This is a genomic window from Listeria grandensis, assembly GCF_014322885.1.
Classification (GTDB): domain Bacteria; phylum Bacillota; class Bacilli; order Lactobacillales; family Listeriaceae; genus Listeria_A; species Listeria_A grandensis.
This window is the reverse complement of record NZ_JAASUG010000002.1, coordinates 221288-240521: the sequence shown is the minus strand read 5'-3', so window position 1 is coordinate 240521 and position 19234 is coordinate 221288. Positions and strand designations below refer to the sequence as shown.

Sequence of the window (19234 nt, the reverse complement as noted above, 5' to 3'; positions counted from 1 at the left end):
TAACTTCTGGTTAATGAATGACAAGAAAGAAGGAGCATCCCGCTTCTCGCCTCGTAAATGTATTTTTGCAGGCAAAGAATTGGAATTATAGTTCACGTATGATGTATGTGAATTTTCTGATGTGCGGGTTTGTAATGAAACCGGCGCTTTTTTTATGCGTACTTTCACTTGTTATGAGTAATAATTTATGGAGGTGGCTCACCATTAGCAAAGACATGTTGGTAAACGATGGGATTCGTGCACGTGAATTAAGATTGATTGATCAAGACGGCGAACAGCTTGGTGTCAAAACAAAAGCTGAAGCACTTGAAATTGCGGAGAAAGCCAATTTGGATGTTGTTCTCGTTGCACCGACAGCGAAACCACCAGTAGCCCGTATTATGGACTATGGTAAATTCCGCTTCGAGCAGCAGAAGAAAGACAAAGAAGCTCGCAAGAATCAAAAAATCATCGTAATGAAGGAAGTTCGTTTAAGTCCCACGATTGACGAACACGATTTCGATACGAAACTACGTAATGCACGCAAGTTCCTTGAGAAGGGCGATAAAGTGAAATGCTCTATCCGCTTTAAAGGGCGTGCGATTACCCATAAAGAAATCGGTCAGAAGGTGCTTGACCGTTTTGCAAAAGAGTGCGAAGACCTTTGTACAATTGAGCAAAGACCAAAAATGGACGGACGTTCAATGTTCTTAGTCCTAGCGCCAATTCAAGAGAAGTAAAGTTCTAAAGGAGGAAAAATTCATGCCAAAAATGAAAACTCACCGTGGCTCTGCTAAGCGTTTCAAAAGAACAGGTTCTGGTAAATTAAAACGTTCGCACGGTTACACAAGTCATATGTTCGCAAACAAATCTCAAAAACAAAAACGTAAACTACGTAAAAGTGCGTTAGTTTCAAAAGGTGACTTCAAGCGTATTCGCCAAATGGTCGCTAAAATGAAATAAGCAAGTTTTAATTCGGAAAAACACAGAATCTATTTTTGTGAAAACCCATTAGGAGGTAATTTATATGCCACGCGTAAAAGGCGGAACAGTAACACGCAAACGTCGGAGAAAAGTAATTAAATTAGCGAAGGGCTATTACGGCTCGAAGCATACACTATATAAAGTAGCAAACCAAGCGGTAATGAAATCTTACCAATATGCTTACCGTGATCGTCGTCAAAAGAAACGTGATTTCCGTAAATTATGGATCGCACGTATCAATGCGGCAGCTCGTTTGAATGATCTTTCTTACAGCAAATTCATGCATGGTTTGAAACTTGCTGGTATCGATATGAACCGTAAAATGCTTGCAGATCTTGCAGTACATGACGAAGCAGCATTTACACAAATCGCTACACAAGCAAAAGAAGCTTTAGCTAAATAATAAACGTCCAATAAGCGGCAAATGAGAAGTTCGATTCTTGTTTGGCGCTTATTTTTATATCGAAACGCAATCTACAAGTGGTTTTGTAACCAGAAATGACGTATACTATAGTAGGAAAATCACTCAATTTCGAGGAGGAACGAAAAATGGATAAACAATTAGAAATGCTAAAAGAGTTGACGGACGCAAAAGGCATCTCTGGAAACGAGCGCGAAGTACGTAATGTTTTCAAGAATTACATAGAACCACTAGCAGATACGTTTGAAACAGATGGACTTGGTAGTGCCATCGCAACAAAGACGGGAGACGCGAATGGTCCGAAAATCATGATTGCTGGCCATTTAGATGAAGTTGGATTCATGGTCACACAAATCGATGACAAAGGTTTCATCAAATTCCAAACGATTGGCGGCTGGGTTAGTTCTGTGATGTTAGCGCAGCGTGTGACGATTGTGACGCGTGCTGGAGAAGAGATTACAGGCGTTATCGGTTCGAAGCCACCACATTTGATGAGTGCAGCGGAGCGCCAAAAAGCTTTTGATATGAAAGATATGTTTATCGATGTTGGTGCGGCGGATAAGGACGAGGTCGTGAGTTGGGGCATTAAGCCTGGCGATATGATCGTTCCTGCATTTGAATTTACCGTGATGAAAAACGAGAAGTACCTCCTTGCAAAAGCGTGGGATAACCGTATTGGCCTTGCCATTGCGATTGAGGTATTGCGTAACTTGAAGGGCGAGAAACATCCGAATATCGTGTACGGCGTTGGTACAGTGCAAGAAGAGGTCGGTTTACGCGGTGCAAAAACATCAGCGCATCAAATTATGCCAGATATCGCATTCGGTGTCGATGTTGGAATTGCGGGAGATACGCCTGGTGTGACAGCAAAAGAAGCAGTCAGCAAAATGGGAGAAGGCCCACAAATTATCATTTACGACGCATCGATGATTAGTCATGTACCACTACGTAATTTTGTAACAGATGTCGCGGACGAACTAGAAATTCCGTACCAATTCGAAGCTATCGCGGCTGGTGGTACAGATTCAGGTGCGATTCATTTGACAGGTAACGGAATCCCCTCCTTATCAATCACGATCGCGACACGTTATATTCATTCACATACATCCATGCTTCACCGGGATGACTTTACAAATGCAGTGAAATTGATTACCGAAGTGGTGAAACGTTTAGATGCCGATACGGTAAAAGAAATACGCTTAGGATAAGAGGAGACAGCTCAACTTAGGGGAGGTTACACCACTTGAAATCAGTATTCATACTCGGTGGCACAGGTTTGATCGGTCATGCTGCTACAAAAGCATTTTTGGATACGGAGGATTATTACGTCACCACGTTCTCCTTGCCACCAGTACCAGAAGATGGCGTGCTTGATCCGCGTGCCAAACATCATTTTGGAAATATAAATGATATGTCAGATGCGGAGATTGTGAAGCTGTTGAATGGGCATGATATTTTTATTTTTGCGGGTGGAGTGAACTCGCATTTTATACCAAAAAAGCCAGCAAAAGAGTTTTTCTTCCAGGCGAATGTAGAGCCAGTAGAACATTTAGCGCAATTAGCAAGACAAGCGCGACTATCTAAATTTATTCTTTGCACGTCGTTTTATAACTATTTTCACGCCTTGTGGCCAGAATTACAATTGACGGGGATTCATCCGTATATTTATGCAAGTGTGGAGCAGGAGATGCGTCTGCTAAACGAGAATGGGAATGGCTTAACGACAGTAGCTCTGCGGTTACCGTATGTGGTCGGTTTGGTGCCGAGCCAAGTGACTGCATGGAAAACGTATGCGAAGCGTCTGCATCGTGCGGAGTTTCCGCTCTATGTCGATCAGCATAATAAAGCAACAGGCGGTTCGTGCTACATGACGGCAAAGCAGGTAGGTCAAGCCCTTGTTGGCGCAGCGAACGAAAGCGTTAGTTCTAAAAGCTATACATTAGGCTGGAGTAATATATCGAATGAGGCCTTCTTAATCCAAGCGAAGCGCGCCTTACAAGTGGACACAAAAATCAAAACAATGACGCTCCGAGAACTCCAAGCGATGGCTAGAAAAGAAGCGCATACGAATGAGTTGGCGGGGCGCGAGGCAGGACTTGAGCCAGTGGCGTATACAGAACTTTTGACGCGTATGCTTTATGTGAACCCAATGGAAGCGCTAGATGACCTCGATTATCACGCAGATAATGTAGAACGGATGATCCATGACGTTTTCACAAGTTTATAAAGAAAAAAGATGGTGCATTTTTTCGCATCATCTTTTTTCTGATCTATAAAATTCCGAGTTGTTGCAAAAATACGAAGAAAATCGCGATGGGACATACGTATTTTAGAAGCAATAACCAAGCCGCGAAAAGTTTGAAGCGGAAGGTGCCGCCTGATGTAATCTCTTCCAGTAGTACTTGGCGTGGTATCCGAAAACCGACGAAAATCGCGATTAAAAAGGCGCCAATTGGGAGGAGGATGTTGGACGAAAGATAGTCCGCGATACCGAATAAATTTTTCCCGAAAATGGTTACGTCGGCAAGGACGCCGGTGCTGAGTGATGTCGGTACAGCGAGCAAGGTTACGATCGCAACAACGATGAGTAACACACGCTTTCTGGCTTCTGGTCGTTTTTCTAGGAATGCAGTTACCGGAACTTCAAATAAGTTGAAACTAGACGTGAGTGCGGCAAACAAAAATAGGACGAGGAATAGTAGTAAAAACACAATTCCAAAGGGCACTTGATTAAAAATTGCAGGTAACACGACGAAAAGTAGTCCAGGTCCAGCTTGTGGCTCAATCCCAAACGAGAAGGCTGCAGGAAAAATCGCCAATCCAGCAAATAAAGAAATGAGTAAGTTCATCAAAGCAATCGTGAGCGCGCTACTAGGCAAGAAGACGTCTCGCTTCAAATAAGAAGCATACGTAATCATACCCCCAACTCCAACTGCAAGCGAGAAGAAACTTTGTCCAAGCGCTTGTAAAATCCCATCCGAAGACAAATCATCGAATTTCGGCTCTAAAAAGTAGCGCACGCCGTCCATCGCATTCGGCAATGTTAGGGAGTAGACAATCAAGATTAGCAAGAAAATAAAAAGCATCGGCATCATCCACCGATTTGCGCGCTCAATGCCGGCCGTAATCCCATTGAGCAACACAAAAAGATTGATTGCAATAAAGGCAACCGTCGCCAAAATCACTTGTAGCGGATCATTCGAAGTCGTGACAAACAAGGCCGTCAAAGCATCTACCGAAAGGCCATGAAGCGCTCCAGTCGCGGCTTTCCATATGTAAAGTAAGGCCCAGCTACCAACGACGCAATAAAAAGCAAGAATCAAAAAGCAGGTGAGGACCCCAATACGCCCCGTCCAATCCCATTTTGTGTTTGGTGCAAGTTTTTGATAGGCCGAAATGGTTCCACTCTGTGTCTTACGTCCAATCACAAATTCACCGAGCAAGACCGGTAAGCCAATAAATATCGTAAAGACTGCAAAAATAAGAAAGAAAGCGCCACCGCCAGCATTTGCCGTTACATAAGGCATTTTCCATAAAGCGCCTAGCCCAATAGCCGACCCAGCCGCCGCCAAAATAAAGCCAATTTTTGATGTCCATTGTTCCCGATTTGTTTGCATAATAATCTCATTCTCCCCTTTACAACGTATATCTTTAACGTATTATACCAGTTTTACGCGCTAGATAAAAGAAGGATTCCATAAAAGATCTATTTAAATGCAACCATTGTGCTATAATAGGTAGGAATGGGAGCGTGATGAATCGTGGAAATGATTAAATCAACGAAAAATGACCGCGTCAAAAATTGGCGTAAATTGCAAACCAAAAAAGGGAGACAACAAGAATTTTCCTATTTAGTAGAGGGTTTTCATCTTGTAGAAGAAGCATTGCGTCAAGATGGCCTAGTGACAGAGCTAATCGTAGCGCCAAATGTGAAAATACCAGAAGAGTGGAGTACCGCGAACCTCCCCGTTTTCTATGTGAACAAGGAAGTTGCGACAAGTATTAGTGAAACGATTACAGATCAAGGTATCTTTGCTGTGGTGAAGATGGAAGATCCAGAAATTATGATGCTTTTTGGTAAGAAGTTTTTGTTGCTTGATGGCGTACAAGATCCGGGGAATGTTGGGACACTGATTCGTACGGCAGATGCGGCAGGATATGATGCAGTTGTTCTGGGGCGTGGCAGTGCCGACCTTTACAATCCAAAAGTGATCCGATCCACACAAGGAAGCCATTTTCATATTCCGGTGTTGCAGGCGAATTTAATGAACTGGATTGAGCGGTTGGAAGAAGATGGTGTACCAATTTTCGGCGCGGTTTTAGATGATACAGCAACGAAATTACAAGATACAGAACCACGAGAAACACTGGCTTTGATGGTCGGAAATGAAGGAAACGGAATTCAAGCGGAGCTACAAACCCGGTTGACGCATAAAGTATACATACCCATATACGGCGCTAGCGAATCGCTGAATGTGGCAGTAGCCGCGGGAATTTTGATGTATGGGTTGCGGAAGTAAGGATCAAATGAATGGTGGCTACTAGTCAGCATCAGACAGCCAAATATATAGGGCTAAAATAAGCAAAACTGGCTAGGACATAACCCAGATAAATCGGCGAAAAGCGCTCGCATTCAGGGAGTTTAGCGGACTTCCGGTTCTCATGTACAATCGTACACTCCGCTTCCGGCTTCCACCAAACTCCCTGAATACAAACGCTTTCGCTCGATTTGTGTAAAGCAAAATTTTCGTCCTACCCAAAGTAACGGGTTGGACGATTTTGCTTTATCTTGAGTTTTGTCTCAGACTCTTTTTCCTATTTTGGCAGCTTTACTTCCTCGATCAACACAGGTTTTAATGCAGACTTCACGCCGCCAATAATGCCTTTTGCGAGACCCCAATCAATATTAAAGAGGCTACCGTTCGATCCACCGGTTGCAATCATTGTGACTTCGGTGACGTGGTTGAAATTGTGTACCACGATAAATAAGGCAGTTTGATTGCTGGAACGTTCATATGTTAACATACCTTGCTGGAACTCTCCAAATTGGCGCAATTCTTCAAAGACGATGTCATTTTCGGACTGGGATAATTTAATTAAATCCATCGTTTCGGCTACGCTACTTTTTACAACATATCTGGACTGTGTCATAGTGATGATCCCTCCAATTTTGTTTTTAATGAATGTATCTGTTTCCTTCATTTTACTCCTAAATGCGTGAATTTTCAATGGCTTCATTCACTTATTAATTGTAAGTCGCAGAGGTTAAATTAGTTACTTTCTTGATCGGAATATGGTATAATGGTTGCGAGGTGAGAACAATGAAAGAAGAAACGCATACAATGTGTCCGAAGTTCGAGAATGCCTTTTCGCTACTTGGCAAGCGTTGGACAGGTCTGATTATTAATGTTTTGCTTGATGGACCGAAACGCTTCAAGGAAATTGCTGGTGAGATTACGCAAATGAGTGATCGTGTCCTTGCAGAGCGCTTAAAAGAGTTAGAAGAATCCGGAATCGTCGTACGGCATGTGTACCCAGAGACACCTGTTCGTATTGAATATGTATTGACCGAAAAAGGTAAAGGCTTGGAGAAAGTGATGATTCAAGTCCAGGAGTGGGCAGAAGATTGGATTGAATTAAAAAGCTGAATCGGCTCGTTCAACTCCCAAAAAACTGGAGCGGCCGCATAAAAAACCGCTCTTGTTTTTTATGGAGGGCGTGAAGTTTTCGAGGAGTTAGTCGATGAAGCTCGGTCCGAAGGCGCAGAACAATGTTTATGCGCCATATTTTCTTTTTACCTTGAAAATCCTATCAAAACATACTATAATGTAACGTATCAACTAAATATGTTTTAAAGACGTTGAAGGAGACAAGTAGCTTTACGGAGTCATTTTTAGGGAGAGGTTATCTTAGACTGCAAATAACCTCGCAATGATGCGTACGAGTGAACATTTCAGCTCTGGAGTCGCTGTCGGGATTTATTTTGGTAATGAAAGACAGATCGGTGTGAAGCCGTTATTCGAATGAAGTGGATAGCCTAGTGCTGTCTATTAGGGTGGTACCGCGTGATTATAAACCTCGTCCCTTTTGTGGATAAGGTTTTTTATTTTGGCTAAAAATAAGGAGTGAAGTAGCGTGTTAGATCAGTTGGAGCAATTGAAACAAGAGGCTTTGAAGGAAATCGGGGCCGTAGAAAACTTAGAAACGTTGAACGATTTACGGGTGAAGTATTTAGGGAAAAAGGGTCCAATGACGGAAATCATGAAGCAAATGGGGAAATTATCTGCAGAGGAACGTCCGAAAGTCGGCGCCATTGCGAATGAGGTTCGGGAACAATTGACAAACGCCATTCAAGAACAGCAAGATGAACTTGGTGCAGCACAAATCAAAGCACAACTTGCGAATGAGACCATTGATGTGACGCTTCCTGGCACAGCTGTAGAGGCGGGAACAGGACACTTATTGACGCAAGTTATCGAAGAAATTGAAGATCTATTTATTGGAATGGGTTACACGATTGCGGAAGGCCCGGAAGTCGAGAAGGATTATTACAACTTTGAAGCTCTAAACTTGCCAAAAGACCATCCAGCACGCGATATGCAGGATAGTTTTTACATTACGGAGAATACGTTGTTGCGTACGCAAACATCCCCAGTTCAGGCGCGCGTCATGGAAAAACATGATTTTGCGAATGGACCGATTAAAATTATTTGTCCAGGTAAAGTTTACCGTCGTGATAATGATGACGCGACGCATTCTCATCAGTTCACGCAAATCGAAGGGCTTGTTGTCGATGAAAATATTACGTTGGCCGATTTAAAAGGCACCCTGACCGTGCTCGCGAAAAAAATGTTTGGCGAAGACCGCGATGTTCGTTTGCGTCCAAGTTTTTTCCCATTCACAGAGCCGTCCGTGGAGATGGATATTTCGTGCTTCAAATGTGGCGGGGAAGGTTGCCGTGTTTGTAAAGGAACTGGCTGGATCGAGATTCTTGGCTCCGGCATGGTGCATCCAAATGTGTTGGAAATGTCGGGCATCGATTCGAAAAAATACAGCGGTTTTGCATTCGGAATGGGACCAGAGCGTGTCGCAATGTTGAAATATGCAGTGGATGATATTCGTCACTTATACACGAACGATCTGCGGTTTACAAATCAATTTTCGGTGAAAGAATAAGGGGGCGAAAAATCATGTTAGTATCATATCAATGGGTCAAAGAATATTTTCCGAATCTAGCGGTTTCAGCAGAAGAGCTAGGCGAGCGCATCACGCGTGGCGGAATTGAAATAGAGGGCGTAGCGTACTTGGATGCAGAAATTTCCAATGTCGTTGTCGGTGAAGTCTTAACATGTGAGAAACATCCGAACGCAGATACACTGAATAAATGTACGGTAAACGTCGGTGAGTCGGAGCCAATTCAAATTATTTGCGGCGCACCAAACGTTGCAGCTGGTCAAAAAGTAATCGTGGCTCGCGTCGGTGCAAAATTGCCAGGCGGTATGAAGATTAAGCGTGCGAAATTGCGTGGCGAAGTCTCCGAAGGTATGATCTGTTCGTTACAAGAATTAGGATTTGAAGGGAAAACGATTCCAAAAGCTGTCGCGGATGGCATTTTCGTATTGCCGAACGAGGTGGAAGTTGGTGCGGATGCGACGGTGTTACTTGGCTTGGATGATGCGATTTTAGATATGGCGATTACGCCGAATCGTGCAGATGCACTTAGCATGACAGGTGTGGCGTATGAAGTTGGTGCGATTGTGGATCAAAAAGCAACGTTTGAGGCTGTTCCAGAAGTAGCGACACAAGGTGAGATAGCGGATTACATTCAAGTGAGCGTGAAAGATGCAGAAACGACGCCATTTTACGGGATGCAAGTAATTAAGGATGTCGTGGTAAAAGAATCACCGCTTTGGCTACAAACGAAATTAATGAAAGCGGGAATTCGTCCGCATAACAATGTGGTGGATATTACGAATTACATTTGCTTGAAGTACGGCCAACCGTTACATGCTTTTGATTATGACCGTATTGGCAGTAAAGAAATTCTCGTTCGTCTCGCTACAAATGGCGAAGAAATTGTGACATTGGACGGCGAAACACGGACGCTTCGTGAAGGTCACGCGGTAATCACGAATGGAACGGCTCCGATTGCGATTGCAGGTGTGATGGGTGGCGAAACGTCTGAGGTTATCGAAACGACAACGACGGTTGCGCTAGAAGGCGCCATTTTTGCTAGTAGTTATGTCGGGAGAGCTTCTCGTGAGCTGAACATTAGAACGGAAGCAAGTATTCGTTATGATAAAGGCAGTGATGCGTGGAAAGTCGAGAAGGCATTGCAACATGGTGCAGCACTCATTGCCGAACTTGCTGGTGGAACGCTTGTTGGTGGCTTGGCGGCAGTAGATAACCGTGAAAAAACGACAAATTGTATTAAAACAACGTTGACGCGCATTAATCGTGTACTTGGAACAGAGATGTCGAATGCAGAAGTGGCAGCCATTTTTACTAAGTTAGCGTTTGAAGCAACAGCGGACGGTGATTCACTAGCCATTATTGTGCCGTCACGACGTTGGGATATCACGATTGAGGCCGATATTTTTGAAGAGGTTGCTCGTATTTATGGATATGATAACATTCCATCCACATTGCCAAACAGTGTTTCAGCTGGACACTTGACGGTGGAGCAAGCGGCTAAAAGAACGATTCGGGCATACCTTGAAGGTGCTGGTTTGAACCAAGCGCTGACGTATTCTTTGACGACTGAACAGGCCGCGACAAGACTTGCGCTATCTGCTGAAAAAGCGGTATCACTTAGCATGCCGATGAGTGAGGAACATAGCCATTTGCGCACAAGTATCGTGCCTCAACTTTTAAAAGCGGCAAGTTACAATGTGGCACGTAAAAATAATAGCGTGGCGCTATACGAATTAGGAACGGTTTTCTACGCGACTGAGGGCGATAATTTACCATTAGAAACCGAGCATTTAGCAGGATTAATCACTGGAAATTGGCACGAAAATGACTGGCAAAAGCAAGGCAAAAAAGTAGACTTCTTCTTATTGAAAGGGATTGTGGAAGGCGTAGTAGCAAAAATTGGCTTAAAGGATGCTTTGGAGTGGAAGCAAGCAGAGAAAACCGACTTGCATCCTGGAAGAACAGCCTCCATTTGGCTAGCTGGCGAGGAAATCGGCTACTTAGCACAAGTTCATCCATCCCTTGCTGACGAATTGGATCTTAAGGAAACGTATGTGTTTGAGCTAGATGCTACACGTATTTTAGCAGCACCAAAAGAAACTGTAGTATATCATACGATCCCAAGATTCCCGAGTATGACGCGTGATATCGCTTTGCTCGTAAATAAAGAAGTGAGCCAAGCTGCCCTCGAAAATGAAATCAAGACACAAGCTGGCAAATTACTCACGAACATCCAACTTTTCGATATTTTTGAAGGCGAGAAACTAGGCGCTGACAAAAAATCAATGGCTTACACGTTGACATTCCTTGATCCAGAACGAACATTGACGGATGAAGAAGTGACCAAAGCCAACCAAGCGATCGTTACGGCGCTCGAAACTAAATTCGATGTTGTGATTCGTTAAATGGATCTTTTTATAAAACTGTTCTTTCCGATCTGGAAAGGGCAGTTTTTTTGCATCCGCCTAGGAGCATGATGAAATGTTTGGCAACCGCGCTTAGCGTGCATAAAAGCGCCATTCCAGCCAAGATGAATCGCTTACTTGAAAAAGATCCAATTCACCGTGCAAAAAATTCACAAGATCTCCGCGGATTTAGGTTAACCGTAACGAAAAATAGGGAAAAGGTATACGAGACATGAGAACAAAAACTAGAAGAACTTGTGTCGGGGTGGCTAGAAATTCCAGGCGAGGAAGACAGCGAGCAATTTTTAACATTATATAAAAAAATATCTGAGTCAGTCATCCAAAAAAAGAGGGGGAACGTGTAATGAAATGGATTGTAAAATTTAGATGGCTGATTGTGGTAGCGTGGCTTGTCGTCATGGCTGCACTTATTTTTACGGCACCAAATATGGCTGATCTCGTTCGCGAAAAGGGCGAAATCAAGCTACCAGATGGCTATCCTTCTTCACTAGCAACGGAAATGGAGAAGAAACATAATCCTGATAAACAAGGGCAGGCCTACATCGCAGTATACACATCTCATAAAAAACTGACAGATACGGATCTCGATCATATCGAAGGCTCATTAACCGATATTGAAAAAAATAAGGAATCGCTGCATATTACAAGCGTTGTCGACAGTTTTAACCAGCCAGAGCTAAAAGATAAGTTCCTATCAAAAGACGGCAAAACGATGGTGGCGACATTCAATGTCGATGCGGGCAAAACGCCAGTTAAAGACATCAGAACAGCGATCGATAAAAAAATGGACATAAAAGGCGTTGACTCTTACTTGACTGGAAATGCTTTGATCCAAGAGGATGTTGTCCAAAGTTCTGAAGACGGTTTACATAAAACAGAAGGCATTACGATCGTCTTTATTTTAGTCGTATTGGTCTTAGTTTTCCGCTCGGTTGTGGCCCCATTTATTCCATTATTAACAGTTGGTATCAGCTATATAACGAGTCAAGAAGTTGTTTCGTTCTTAGTAGACCAACTCAATTTTCCAGTTTCAACATACACGCAAATCTTTATGGTTTGTATACTGTTTGGGATTGGGACGGATTACTGCATTTTGCTAATGAGCCGATTTAAGGAAGAGATTGGAAATGGCTTGACAGGGAGAGAAGCTGTATTTGCAACGTATCGGACAGCCGGGAAAACAGTGATTTACAGTGGTATTGCCGTACTTGTTGCATTTGCATCGCTCAGCTTTGTTCAGTTCGAACTTTATCGCTCCGCTGTGGCCGTGGCTGTTGGCATTGTAGTCCTTCTTGCCGCGCTGTTCACGATAGTTCCATTTTTCATGGCGACACTCGGCACCAAATTATTTTGGCCACTAAATAAAAACGTTGGGCACAAAGAAAATAAGCTATGGGGAGCAGCTGGCAAGTTCGCTTTTGCTAGACCAATCCTAGCACTTCTCGTTGTGGCGGCGATTACTGTGCCACCAATTATTATGTACACAGGAAATCTATCATTCAACTCCTTGGATGAAATTAGTGATAAATACCCGTCTAAAAAAGGCTTCGATGTCGTTTCCGATAGTTTCGGAGCAGGACAAGTGGCGCCAACGACGGTTTATTTAGAAAATGATGATTCGATGAAAACGACGGAATATCTTGCTTTACTAGAAGAAATTTCGACGGATTTATCTCATGTGGATGGCGTTGACATGGTTCTCGGTGTTACACGACCAACAGGCAAACGTCTCGACGATATTTATGTCAAAGACCAAGCAGGTAAAGTAGGCGATGGCTTAGATACCGCAGATAAGGGGCTCGGCACAATTCAAAAAGGCTTATCCGATGCAAGTTCACAAATGTCAAAATCAGAACCACAGTTAAATAAAGCTGTGAAAAGTGTCGGTGAATTGCAAGCCGGAACTGTCGCTACAAAAAACGGTGTCGACCAACTTCAAGCTGCACTAACACAAATTTCAGCGGGCATTAAAGAAGGGGCATCAGGAGCAGGGGACTTAGAAGCAGGAATCCGCTCCGCTCGAAGCCAACTCGCAACTTTGCAAAACGGTCAACAGCAAATTCAAGCTGGCTATGACCAAGTTGGAATGGCATTACAAAAAGTAGCAGATCAAACCGCACAATTCCAAAATCCGGCGAAACCAGCGATTGATACATCGGCGCTGGGTGCTTTGTTCAGCAACATGAATGGCTCATTAAAAGCCTACATTGCTAGTCATCCAGCCGCGATAAACGATCCAGATTTCCAAGCTATTATGGGTGATTTCGCCAAACTTGGCCAAGCCACAAAAGCGTTAGGACCACAAATTCAAGCCAGCATCGACAAAGAAACTGCGAAAGCAAAACAACAAATGACGGCTCTTAATGATGGTATCCAAAAACTAGCATCTAGCATGTCCCAACTAAACGCCAAAAATGCAGAAATCACACAAGGGCTTGGCGCATTCAACAGCGGCTTAGGACAGATCGAGACAGGATTAGACCAACTAGAAACCGGTTTAAATCAAGCATCGGCAGGAGAAGATCAAGTCATCGCTAAAATGCCAGAAATTTCGTCCGCATTATCTCAACTCGCAGCAGGTCAGGGCCAATTACAAACCGGATTTAGCGCGATGACAGGGCAAATTGGGCAATTAACAACCGGTTTAAAACAAAGTGCTAATGGTTTAGGTCAAATACAATCCGGCTTAACCGGAGCAAACGATTTCGTGAAAAACTGGTCGAATGTTCCATATGCAGACTCAGGCATTTACATTCCAGACCAGCTACTACAGAACGCGGACTATCAAAAAGTACTAGACCAATATATGTCATCAGACGGAAAACTAACGTCACTGAATCTAGTCCTGACAAAAAATCCATATTCTGATGCCGCAATGGACACGATTGATGGTATCAACGCGCAACTAAAGTCGAGTTTACAAGGAACAAAACTCGAAAATGCCAATATCGGAATTGGTGGTATGACAAGTATTAACTACGATACAAGAGACATGTCTAGCGCTGATTATCAGATGGTATTAATTTTCGTATTAACGGGGGTATTCATTGTGCTAGTCATCGTGCTACGCTCTCTCGTTATGCCATTATATTTAGTAGCATCACTCGTCTTAACGTACTTTGCTTCCATTGGTATTGCGGAAATCATCTTCGCGCGAATCATTGGCTACGACGGTTTAACGTGGGCAACACCGTTCTTCGGCTTTGTCGTACTCGTCGCGCTCGGCATCGATTATTCCATCTTCCTGATGACACGATTTAACGAATATCATGGTATGCCGATTCGCGAGCGGATGATTTTAACAATGAAAAACATGGGAGGCGTCATCTTCTCAGCTGTGCTAATTCTTGGAGGAACGTTCGCAGCGATGATGCCTGCGGGAGTACTATCTCTGCTAGAAATCGCCTCGGTGGTACTGATAGGGTTACTCCTTTACGCCTTTGTCGTCTTACCACTCTTCGTCCCAGTCATGGTTCGTTTATTCGGAAAAGCAAACTGGTGGCCATTTATCACTAGGAAAAATGAGCATCAGGAAAATGTAGATCCAAAAAATCGGGAATAAACAGAGAGGAAACCGCGACACAAGGTTCCCGAAAGAAAAAAATACGTATCGGAAATCAGCAATTAGATTTTCGATACGTATTTTTTCTATATCCAACATTTTTTAGTCTGGTGTGCTTGCTAAATCCCAATAAATTTTAGTTTGATAGGAAGAAGCGGAGGCATTGGCTGGTATGTTTACCAGTATACCTTGATCTTCCGGCCATTTTATTTCTGTCTCTTCTTCCCCTAGGGCACCACTCTGATATACGAGAAGACTTTCGCTTGTGAGGTTACTCAATTTTCCGGTTTCGTCTTTATACACTAGCGCATCATCAAGAACCTTTCCTGTTCTTTCATCTTTTAAAGGCTCTTCAATTCTTGCGCGCAGTTCCCAGGCTTCTTTCTTGCTACGCGTATCACTGACTGTAATTCCAGTTGTCGCATCTTTTCTTTTTACCAATGCCTTGTTTCCAGTAATTTGATAGGGCTTAAATAAGAAATACGGATTTATGTTTGAAAAGGAGAGTCCCCCTGAGGGTTCTTCCTCTACATCCAACTGAATGATTGGGGCCTCAAATTCCGATACGACTTCATCAAATTGTGTTATAAACGCTTGATATGTCCCTGAATCTGATGCTTTTCCTCTTGTATATTGGAAAATTTGATTACCTTCTGGACTAATCCATTCACCATCTTTTTTCCATTTCACACGAAATCGTCGGTCTTCTCCCATAACTGGATATCCATTATAAAAACGGCCAAAGAGGGCTTGGTCAAAAGCCGTTATCTTGATAAATTCTCCTACTTTATACGTATAGTGCGTCTTTTGCGTTTCTGAAAATGCCATTTTATTAGAGCTTATGTAGTCAATCGTTGCGTCATGAGGAATTTCGACCATAAGCCTTGCTGAGTACATCGATACAGATCCTAAGGTTCCAATATTCTTAATGGCAGGTAAAGTGACCCTCTTTATTTTATATTCGTCACCGCCCATAAAAGTACCTACATTCTCAAGCTTTGGCAAGTTCACTGCTTCTAAATTGGGAATATTGTCTATTAATCGTGTCCCCGTTTTAAGCGCTGGGAAGTCAATGCTCTGAATGGCGGTGTTGCCGGCAAACGATAGATCACCACTATAATAAAATTCTTCTAAAGACTCTAATTTTAAATGAGCGATTTGGACGTTATTGATGGCACCGACAGCCATTCTTTTTAAGTTCCTAGAATCAATAGATTGCAGGGGTGCTTGTTGAAAAGACCGGATATGGAAATCCGTGACCGAGCCGTCATCCGCATACTTTTGAAGATTTTTAGCTTCAGCAAAGAATCTACTTGGAACAAAATTCGAGTTGGCAAATTCCACTTCTTCTAATGTATCTGACCACAATAAACGATAGAAAACACCGACTGTTGTGTCATTTTCATTATCTCTTGAAAATGAACCTTGTAGCTTTACCTTCTCAATTGTATTTAATTTATCCTGAGCATACAGAGCACCAATCGCTCGCCTAAGGTCATAGGGGTCTGGTTGGTTGTTCAAATCAATATGAAGCGTCTTTTCATTGGTATATATATGCCATTTATCGGCAGTTTCTAACTCTTCTGCAAATACTTGTTTGGCCCCCATGAAAGTTAGAATCCCGATAAAAATTGCTAAAATTACTTTTTTCATGCTTTTCTTTCCTCCAAATAATAAGTCTTACCTGTATTATTACATATTTCTAAAGTTCATCGGGTATCTTTTTTTTCTTGTTTTGAGCTTTTTCTGTTAATAAGGAGCAAACATGTATTTCTCTGATCATTATAGTTTTCAAGGATCAAGTTCTCTTTACATTTCATTAGCTAGTGACAAAGTAATTAATTTCAATGAAAACGTAAACATACATTTTTTTCAATCCGCTTGTGGGGTGGGAAGAAGGCTGTTCGAATTTCCATCATGAACAAAGAAGCAAGGTGTTGAATTTCATTTTTGGCTAAGTTGTATGAAAATGGTTCATTTATTCGCTTATTACATGTATAATTGTGGTATTAGGAATAAGTGGAGGGGGACAACATGATTCAATTAGGAAATGATTGGGATGCGCTTTTACAAGAGGAGTTTAGTAAGGATTATTATTTGAACTTGCGGGAATTTTTGAAGGTGGAGTATGGGAATGAGCGAGTATACCCGGATATGTATGATATTTTTAATGCGATAAAGTATACGGCTTATCAAGATACGAAAGTGGTGATTCTGGGGCAGGATCCGTATCATGGGGCTGGGCAAGCACATGGTATGTCGTTTTCCGTGAAGCCAGGAGTGAGGACCCCGCCGTCGCTTGTGAATATGTATAAAGAATTGGCGGATGATTTAGGGCTACAGATGCCGAATAATGGGTATTTGCTTCCTTGGGCAAAACAGGGTGTTTTATTATTAAACACGGTGCTTACTGTCAGGGAGGGGAAGCCAAATTCGCATGCAAATCACGGGTGGGAACTATTAACAGATACGATTATTTCGCTTCTTGGCCAGAAAACAGAGCCAGTTGTTTTTCTGCTCTGGGGAAATAATGCGAAATCAAAGCAAGTCTTGTTACATAATCCAAATCATTTGATACTAACATCTGTCCACCCAAGCCCGCTATCAGCTAATCGAGGGTTTATGGGATGTCAGCATTTTTCAAAGGCGAATCGTTATTTAGCGACAAATGGGGAGCAAACAATCGATTGGCAGATTCCAAATCTATGAGTTTGCTCCACGCTTAGGATGATCAATTTCTTCGTGATAAGGCCTTTGCTTTATCTGTGTTTGCAAAGTGCCATTTCGTATATTTTTGTAGCGTTTCGGGGCCTTTTGTATCTAGAATATCCGCGGCTACTTGGTCGACTTTGGAACTTGCGCCTTTTGGAATGAGTAGACCCAGTTCGCGTTCCATATCTTGAAAAGCTTCAACAAAGCGTGAGCGGGCGATGATGGAAGCCGCAGCAACTGATAGGTGTAATCCTTCTGCTTTTGTCGCGAAGAAGACATCTTCTCGGACGACAGATGGTTCTTTTGCTAAGTATCGATAATAGGTATTCTTTTCGGCAAATTGATCAATGAGAACGGCATCGGGCTTGATAGGTCGTATTTTTGTTAAGACGTTTTCTAGTGCCCGATTATGCAGGATGGCTTTCATCTGGCCCTGATTCATGCCCTTTGCTTGGAGTTCGTTGTATTTAGGGTTAGGTAAAAGCAACAAGCTATGCGGGACAACGGGGATAATTTTTTTGGCAATCTCGCAGATTTCTGGGTCAGTCATGGCTTTGGAATCTTTGACCCCGAGTTGTTTTAGCAATGGCATCATCGCTTGGTCAACGTAACAGGCAGCAACGATCATAGGGCCAAAGTAGTCACCAGTTCCAACCTCATCAGAGCCTACGACATTTTTGGAGGCAAAGCCAGCGGGCAAGACGGATGTGCTTACTTTGGACGCTTTTGCTTTAGGTGTGGTTGCAGTGCCCCATTTAGCGGCTTCTCGTTCTCCTTGGGTACCTTGAAACATTACTTTCCCCGATTTGTAAGCGGTGATGGAAAGGCCAGCTTTTTTTACCGCAAAAATAGCACCAGGTGGAATTTTATCAGACATATTGGCTAAATAAGCTTTTTGCATAGCTTCGATTTGAGTTGGTGTAGCTTGAATGACAGTGTTTGCGATGGAGATCATCTTCTTTCTCTTAAGTTTCATTGCTTTTCATTTTACCACAATTCACGCGATTGTTTCATACTTAAGGCTGAAATCGTTCTAGATTGAAACATTTGCGCTTTTCTTCATTTGCTTTTCATGATAAGATGGGGTACAAGTAGGATAAATGTGTGCGAAGGATATTAACGAGGAGGAAGACAGATGGCGGATAATACTAGAAATAAGCTGACAACAACAATATATGGAAGAGAATATACGATTGTTGGTGTGGAACCTACCGAACATCTTCGTCTTGTAGCGCGTTTAGTCGATGAGAAAATGCATGAGATTGGTGCGCAAAATAGGACGCTAGATAGTGGTAGACTTGCTGTATTGACTGCTGTTAATGCCACACACGATTATCTGAAATTAGAGGAAAAATATCAAGAGTTAGAGAAAGAGCTGGCTCGTATCAAAGGACGCGAATAAATGATTTTAAATGCTATTATACTCATTTTATTGATTGGCGGATTCATCAATGGTTATCGGAACGGTGTTTTAAGGCAGTTGATTATTACGATTGGATATTTGCTATCCTTTTTTGTTGCGTACAAATACTATGAGGCTTTAGCTCCTCATATTACGTTTATTCCCTATCCAGAGTTGGAGAAGTCGAATGATTTGTATGCAGTACTGGATGCGCTTCACACAGAGGATGCCTATTATAACAGTATCGCTTTTCTAATGATTTTTCTAGTGGCAGTGATTGTGGTTCACATGATTGCATCACTGTTTAAAGGCGTGACTAAAGTGCCAGTTTTGCGCCAAGTGAACGGACTAATCGGGGCTGTGTTAGGCGTCTTGCAAACATACTTGGTTCTTTTCTTACTGCTGTATGTGGGTGCTATTTTCCCAGCGGAGTGGGCGCAAAATGCGATTACGGGTTCGTCTGTTGCAGAATGGATTTTAGAGAATACACCGATCCTGTCAGAATCGTTTTACAAGTGGATGACGGGGATATTACCGAAATAGTTTATGTCAGC

General features: G+C 42.7%; 18 protein-coding genes and 2 other annotated features. Of the genes, 14 read left to right on the top strand and 4 right to left on the bottom strand.

All coding sequences use genetic code 11. The features are described from left to right. The first annotated feature begins 20 nt into the window (after positions 1 to 20). Positions 21 to 159, top strand: a sequence feature (ribosomal protein L20 leader region). A gap of 44 nt (positions 160 to 203) precedes the next feature. The 5 genes from infC (at position 204) to HCJ54_RS03760 (ending at position 3611) form a co-directional block, all read left to right on the top strand. After that, entirely contained in the window at positions 204 to 719 is a 516-nt protein-coding gene (gene infC, locus HCJ54_RS03780; RefSeq protein ID WP_103035007.1) for a translation initiation factor IF-3, read from the top strand. Positions 720 to 741: 22 nt separating this feature from the next. Further along, positions 742 to 942, top strand: coding sequence for a 50S ribosomal protein L35 (gene rpmI, locus HCJ54_RS03775; protein WP_036064633.1), 201 nt, complete (start codon positions 742 to 744; stop codon positions 940 to 942). Between the two features lie 64 nt (positions 943 to 1006). Further along, complete coding sequence (rplT, locus tag HCJ54_RS03770; RefSeq protein ID WP_036064634.1) at positions 1007 to 1366, top strand: 50S ribosomal protein L20; 360 nt, start codon at positions 1007 to 1009, stop codon at positions 1364 to 1366. A gap of 146 nt (positions 1367 to 1512) precedes the next feature. Beyond that, positions 1513 to 2592 (top strand): M42 family metallopeptidase, encoded by a 1080-nt coding sequence (locus HCJ54_RS03765; protein ID WP_036064636.1) that lies wholly within the window; start codon positions 1513 to 1515, stop codon positions 2590 to 2592. 35 nt (positions 2593 to 2627) lie between these two features. Next, positions 2628 to 3611, top strand: a complete 984-nt coding sequence (locus HCJ54_RS03760) for an NAD-dependent epimerase/dehydratase family protein (protein WP_187136692.1) — start codon at positions 2628 to 2630, stop codon at positions 3609 to 3611. Between the two features lie 43 nt (positions 3612 to 3654). On the opposite strand, the gene HCJ54_RS03755 is transcribed toward HCJ54_RS03760, so the two are convergent. Beyond that, the gene (locus tag HCJ54_RS03755; protein ID WP_187136691.1) at positions 3655 to 5001 is read right to left on the bottom strand and encodes a sodium-dependent transporter; all 1347 of its coding nucleotides are present in this window, start codon (positions 4999 to 5001) and stop codon (positions 3655 to 3657) included. A 144-nt stretch (positions 5002 to 5145) separates the two neighbouring features. Between HCJ54_RS03755 and HCJ54_RS03750 the strand changes: the two genes are divergently transcribed. Further along, positions 5146 to 5904: a TrmH family RNA methyltransferase gene (locus HCJ54_RS03750; RefSeq protein ID WP_187136690.1), complete on the top strand. Its 759-nt coding sequence runs from the start codon at positions 5146 to 5148 to the stop codon at positions 5902 to 5904. A 295-nt stretch (positions 5905 to 6199) separates the two neighbouring features. Here the strand turns inward: HCJ54_RS03750 and HCJ54_RS03745 are convergent, their stop codons facing one another. Beyond that, on the bottom strand, positions 6200 to 6535 hold the full coding sequence (locus HCJ54_RS03745; protein ID WP_187136689.1) for a DUF6054 family protein: 336 nt from the start codon (positions 6533 to 6535) through the stop codon (positions 6200 to 6202). A 170-nt stretch (positions 6536 to 6705) separates the two neighbouring features. Here HCJ54_RS03745 and HCJ54_RS03740 point away from each other — a divergent pair, with 170 nt between their 5' ends. The 5 genes from HCJ54_RS03740 (at position 6706) to HCJ54_RS03720 (ending at position 14566) form a co-directional block, all read left to right on the top strand. After that, a complete protein-coding gene (locus HCJ54_RS03740; protein WP_036064644.1) occupies positions 6706 to 7032 on the top strand; it encodes a winged helix-turn-helix transcriptional regulator in 327 nt (108 codons plus the stop codon). 203 nt (positions 7033 to 7235) lie between these two features. Beyond that, positions 7236 to 7473 (top strand) — a binding site (T-box leader). A 46-nt stretch (positions 7474 to 7519) separates the two neighbouring features. Then, positions 7520 to 8560 (top strand): phenylalanine--tRNA ligase subunit alpha, encoded by a 1041-nt coding sequence (pheS, locus tag HCJ54_RS03735; protein ID WP_036064646.1) that lies wholly within the window; start codon positions 7520 to 7522, stop codon positions 8558 to 8560. Between the two features lie 14 nt (positions 8561 to 8574). Beyond that, complete coding sequence (gene pheT, locus HCJ54_RS03730; RefSeq protein WP_187136688.1) at positions 8575 to 10983, top strand: phenylalanine--tRNA ligase subunit beta; 2409 nt, start codon at positions 8575 to 8577, stop codon at positions 10981 to 10983. A gap of 68 nt (positions 10984 to 11051) precedes the next feature. Further along, a complete protein-coding gene (locus HCJ54_RS03725; protein WP_187136687.1) occupies positions 11052 to 11219 on the top strand; it encodes a helix-turn-helix domain-containing protein in 168 nt (55 codons plus the stop codon). Positions 11220 to 11347: 128 nt separating this feature from the next. Next, positions 11348 to 14566: an MMPL family transporter gene (locus HCJ54_RS03720; RefSeq protein ID WP_187136686.1), complete on the top strand. Its 3219-nt coding sequence runs from the start codon at positions 11348 to 11350 to the stop codon at positions 14564 to 14566. Positions 14567 to 14668: 102 nt separating this feature from the next. Here the strand turns inward: HCJ54_RS03720 and HCJ54_RS03715 are convergent, their stop codons facing one another. Continuing rightward, on the bottom strand, positions 14669 to 16219 hold the full coding sequence (locus HCJ54_RS03715) for a hypothetical protein (protein ID WP_187136685.1): 1551 nt from the start codon (positions 16217 to 16219) through the stop codon (positions 14669 to 14671). Positions 16220 to 16600: 381 nt separating this feature from the next. On the opposite strand from HCJ54_RS03715, the gene HCJ54_RS03710 reads away from it, so the two are divergent. After that, a complete protein-coding gene (locus HCJ54_RS03710; RefSeq protein ID WP_187136684.1) occupies positions 16601 to 17275 on the top strand; it encodes a uracil-DNA glycosylase in 675 nt (224 codons plus the stop codon). Between the two features lie 22 nt (positions 17276 to 17297). On the opposite strand, the gene rnhC is transcribed toward HCJ54_RS03710, so the two are convergent. Continuing rightward, positions 17298 to 18224 (bottom strand): ribonuclease HIII, encoded by a 927-nt coding sequence (gene rnhC / locus HCJ54_RS03705; protein WP_187136841.1) that lies wholly within the window; start codon positions 18222 to 18224, stop codon positions 17298 to 17300. Between the two features lie 189 nt (positions 18225 to 18413). Here rnhC and zapA point away from each other — a divergent pair, with 189 nt between their 5' ends. Together zapA and HCJ54_RS03695 are read left to right on the top strand one after the other, a co-directional pair. Then, complete coding sequence (gene zapA, locus HCJ54_RS03700; protein ID WP_036064659.1) at positions 18414 to 18680, top strand: cell division protein ZapA; 267 nt, start codon at positions 18414 to 18416, stop codon at positions 18678 to 18680. Beyond that, positions 18681 to 19223 (top strand): CvpA family protein, encoded by a 543-nt coding sequence (locus tag HCJ54_RS03695; RefSeq protein WP_036064660.1) that lies wholly within the window; start codon positions 18681 to 18683, stop codon positions 19221 to 19223. Positions 19224 to 19234 lie beyond the last annotated feature (11 nt).

Bases quoted from the DNA above. Each gene is read 5' to 3' on its own strand.
- rpmI (WP_036064633.1), top strand. From the start codon at position 742: ATGCCAAAAATGAAAACTCACCGTGGCTCTGCTAAGCGTTTCAAAAGA.
- HCJ54_RS03695 (WP_036064660.1), top strand. From the start codon at position 18,681: ATGATTTTAAATGCTATTATACTCATTTTATTGATTGGCGGATTCATC.
- HCJ54_RS03725 (WP_187136687.1), top strand. From the start codon at position 11,052: ATGATGAAATGTTTGGCAACCGCGCTTAGCGTGCATAAAAGCGCCATT.
- HCJ54_RS03720 (WP_187136686.1), top strand. From the start codon at position 11,348: ATGAAATGGATTGTAAAATTTAGATGGCTGATTGTGGTAGCGTGGCTT.
- rplT (WP_036064634.1), top strand. From the start codon at position 1,007: ATGCCACGCGTAAAAGGCGGAACAGTAACACGCAAACGTCGGAGAAAA.
- HCJ54_RS03710 (WP_187136684.1), top strand. From the start codon at position 16,601: ATGATTCAATTAGGAAATGATTGGGATGCGCTTTTACAAGAGGAGTTT.
- HCJ54_RS03740 (WP_036064644.1), top strand. From the start codon at position 6,706: ATGAAAGAAGAAACGCATACAATGTGTCCGAAGTTCGAGAATGCCTTT.
- pheT (WP_187136688.1), top strand. From the start codon at position 8,575: ATGTTAGTATCATATCAATGGGTCAAAGAATATTTTCCGAATCTAGCG.
- zapA (WP_036064659.1), top strand. From the start codon at position 18,414: ATGGCGGATAATACTAGAAATAAGCTGACAACAACAATATATGGAAGA.
- HCJ54_RS03715 (WP_187136685.1), bottom strand. From the start codon at position 16,219: ATGAAAAAAGTAATTTTAGCAATTTTTATCGGGATTCTAACTTTCATG.
- HCJ54_RS03745 (WP_187136689.1), bottom strand. From the start codon at position 6,535: ATGACACAGTCCAGATATGTTGTAAAAAGTAGCGTAGCCGAAACGATG.
- HCJ54_RS03765 (WP_036064636.1), top strand. From the start codon at position 1,513: ATGGATAAACAATTAGAAATGCTAAAAGAGTTGACGGACGCAAAAGGC.
- HCJ54_RS03755 (WP_187136691.1), bottom strand. From the start codon at position 5,001: ATGCAAACAAATCGGGAACAATGGACATCAAAAATTGGCTTTATTTTG.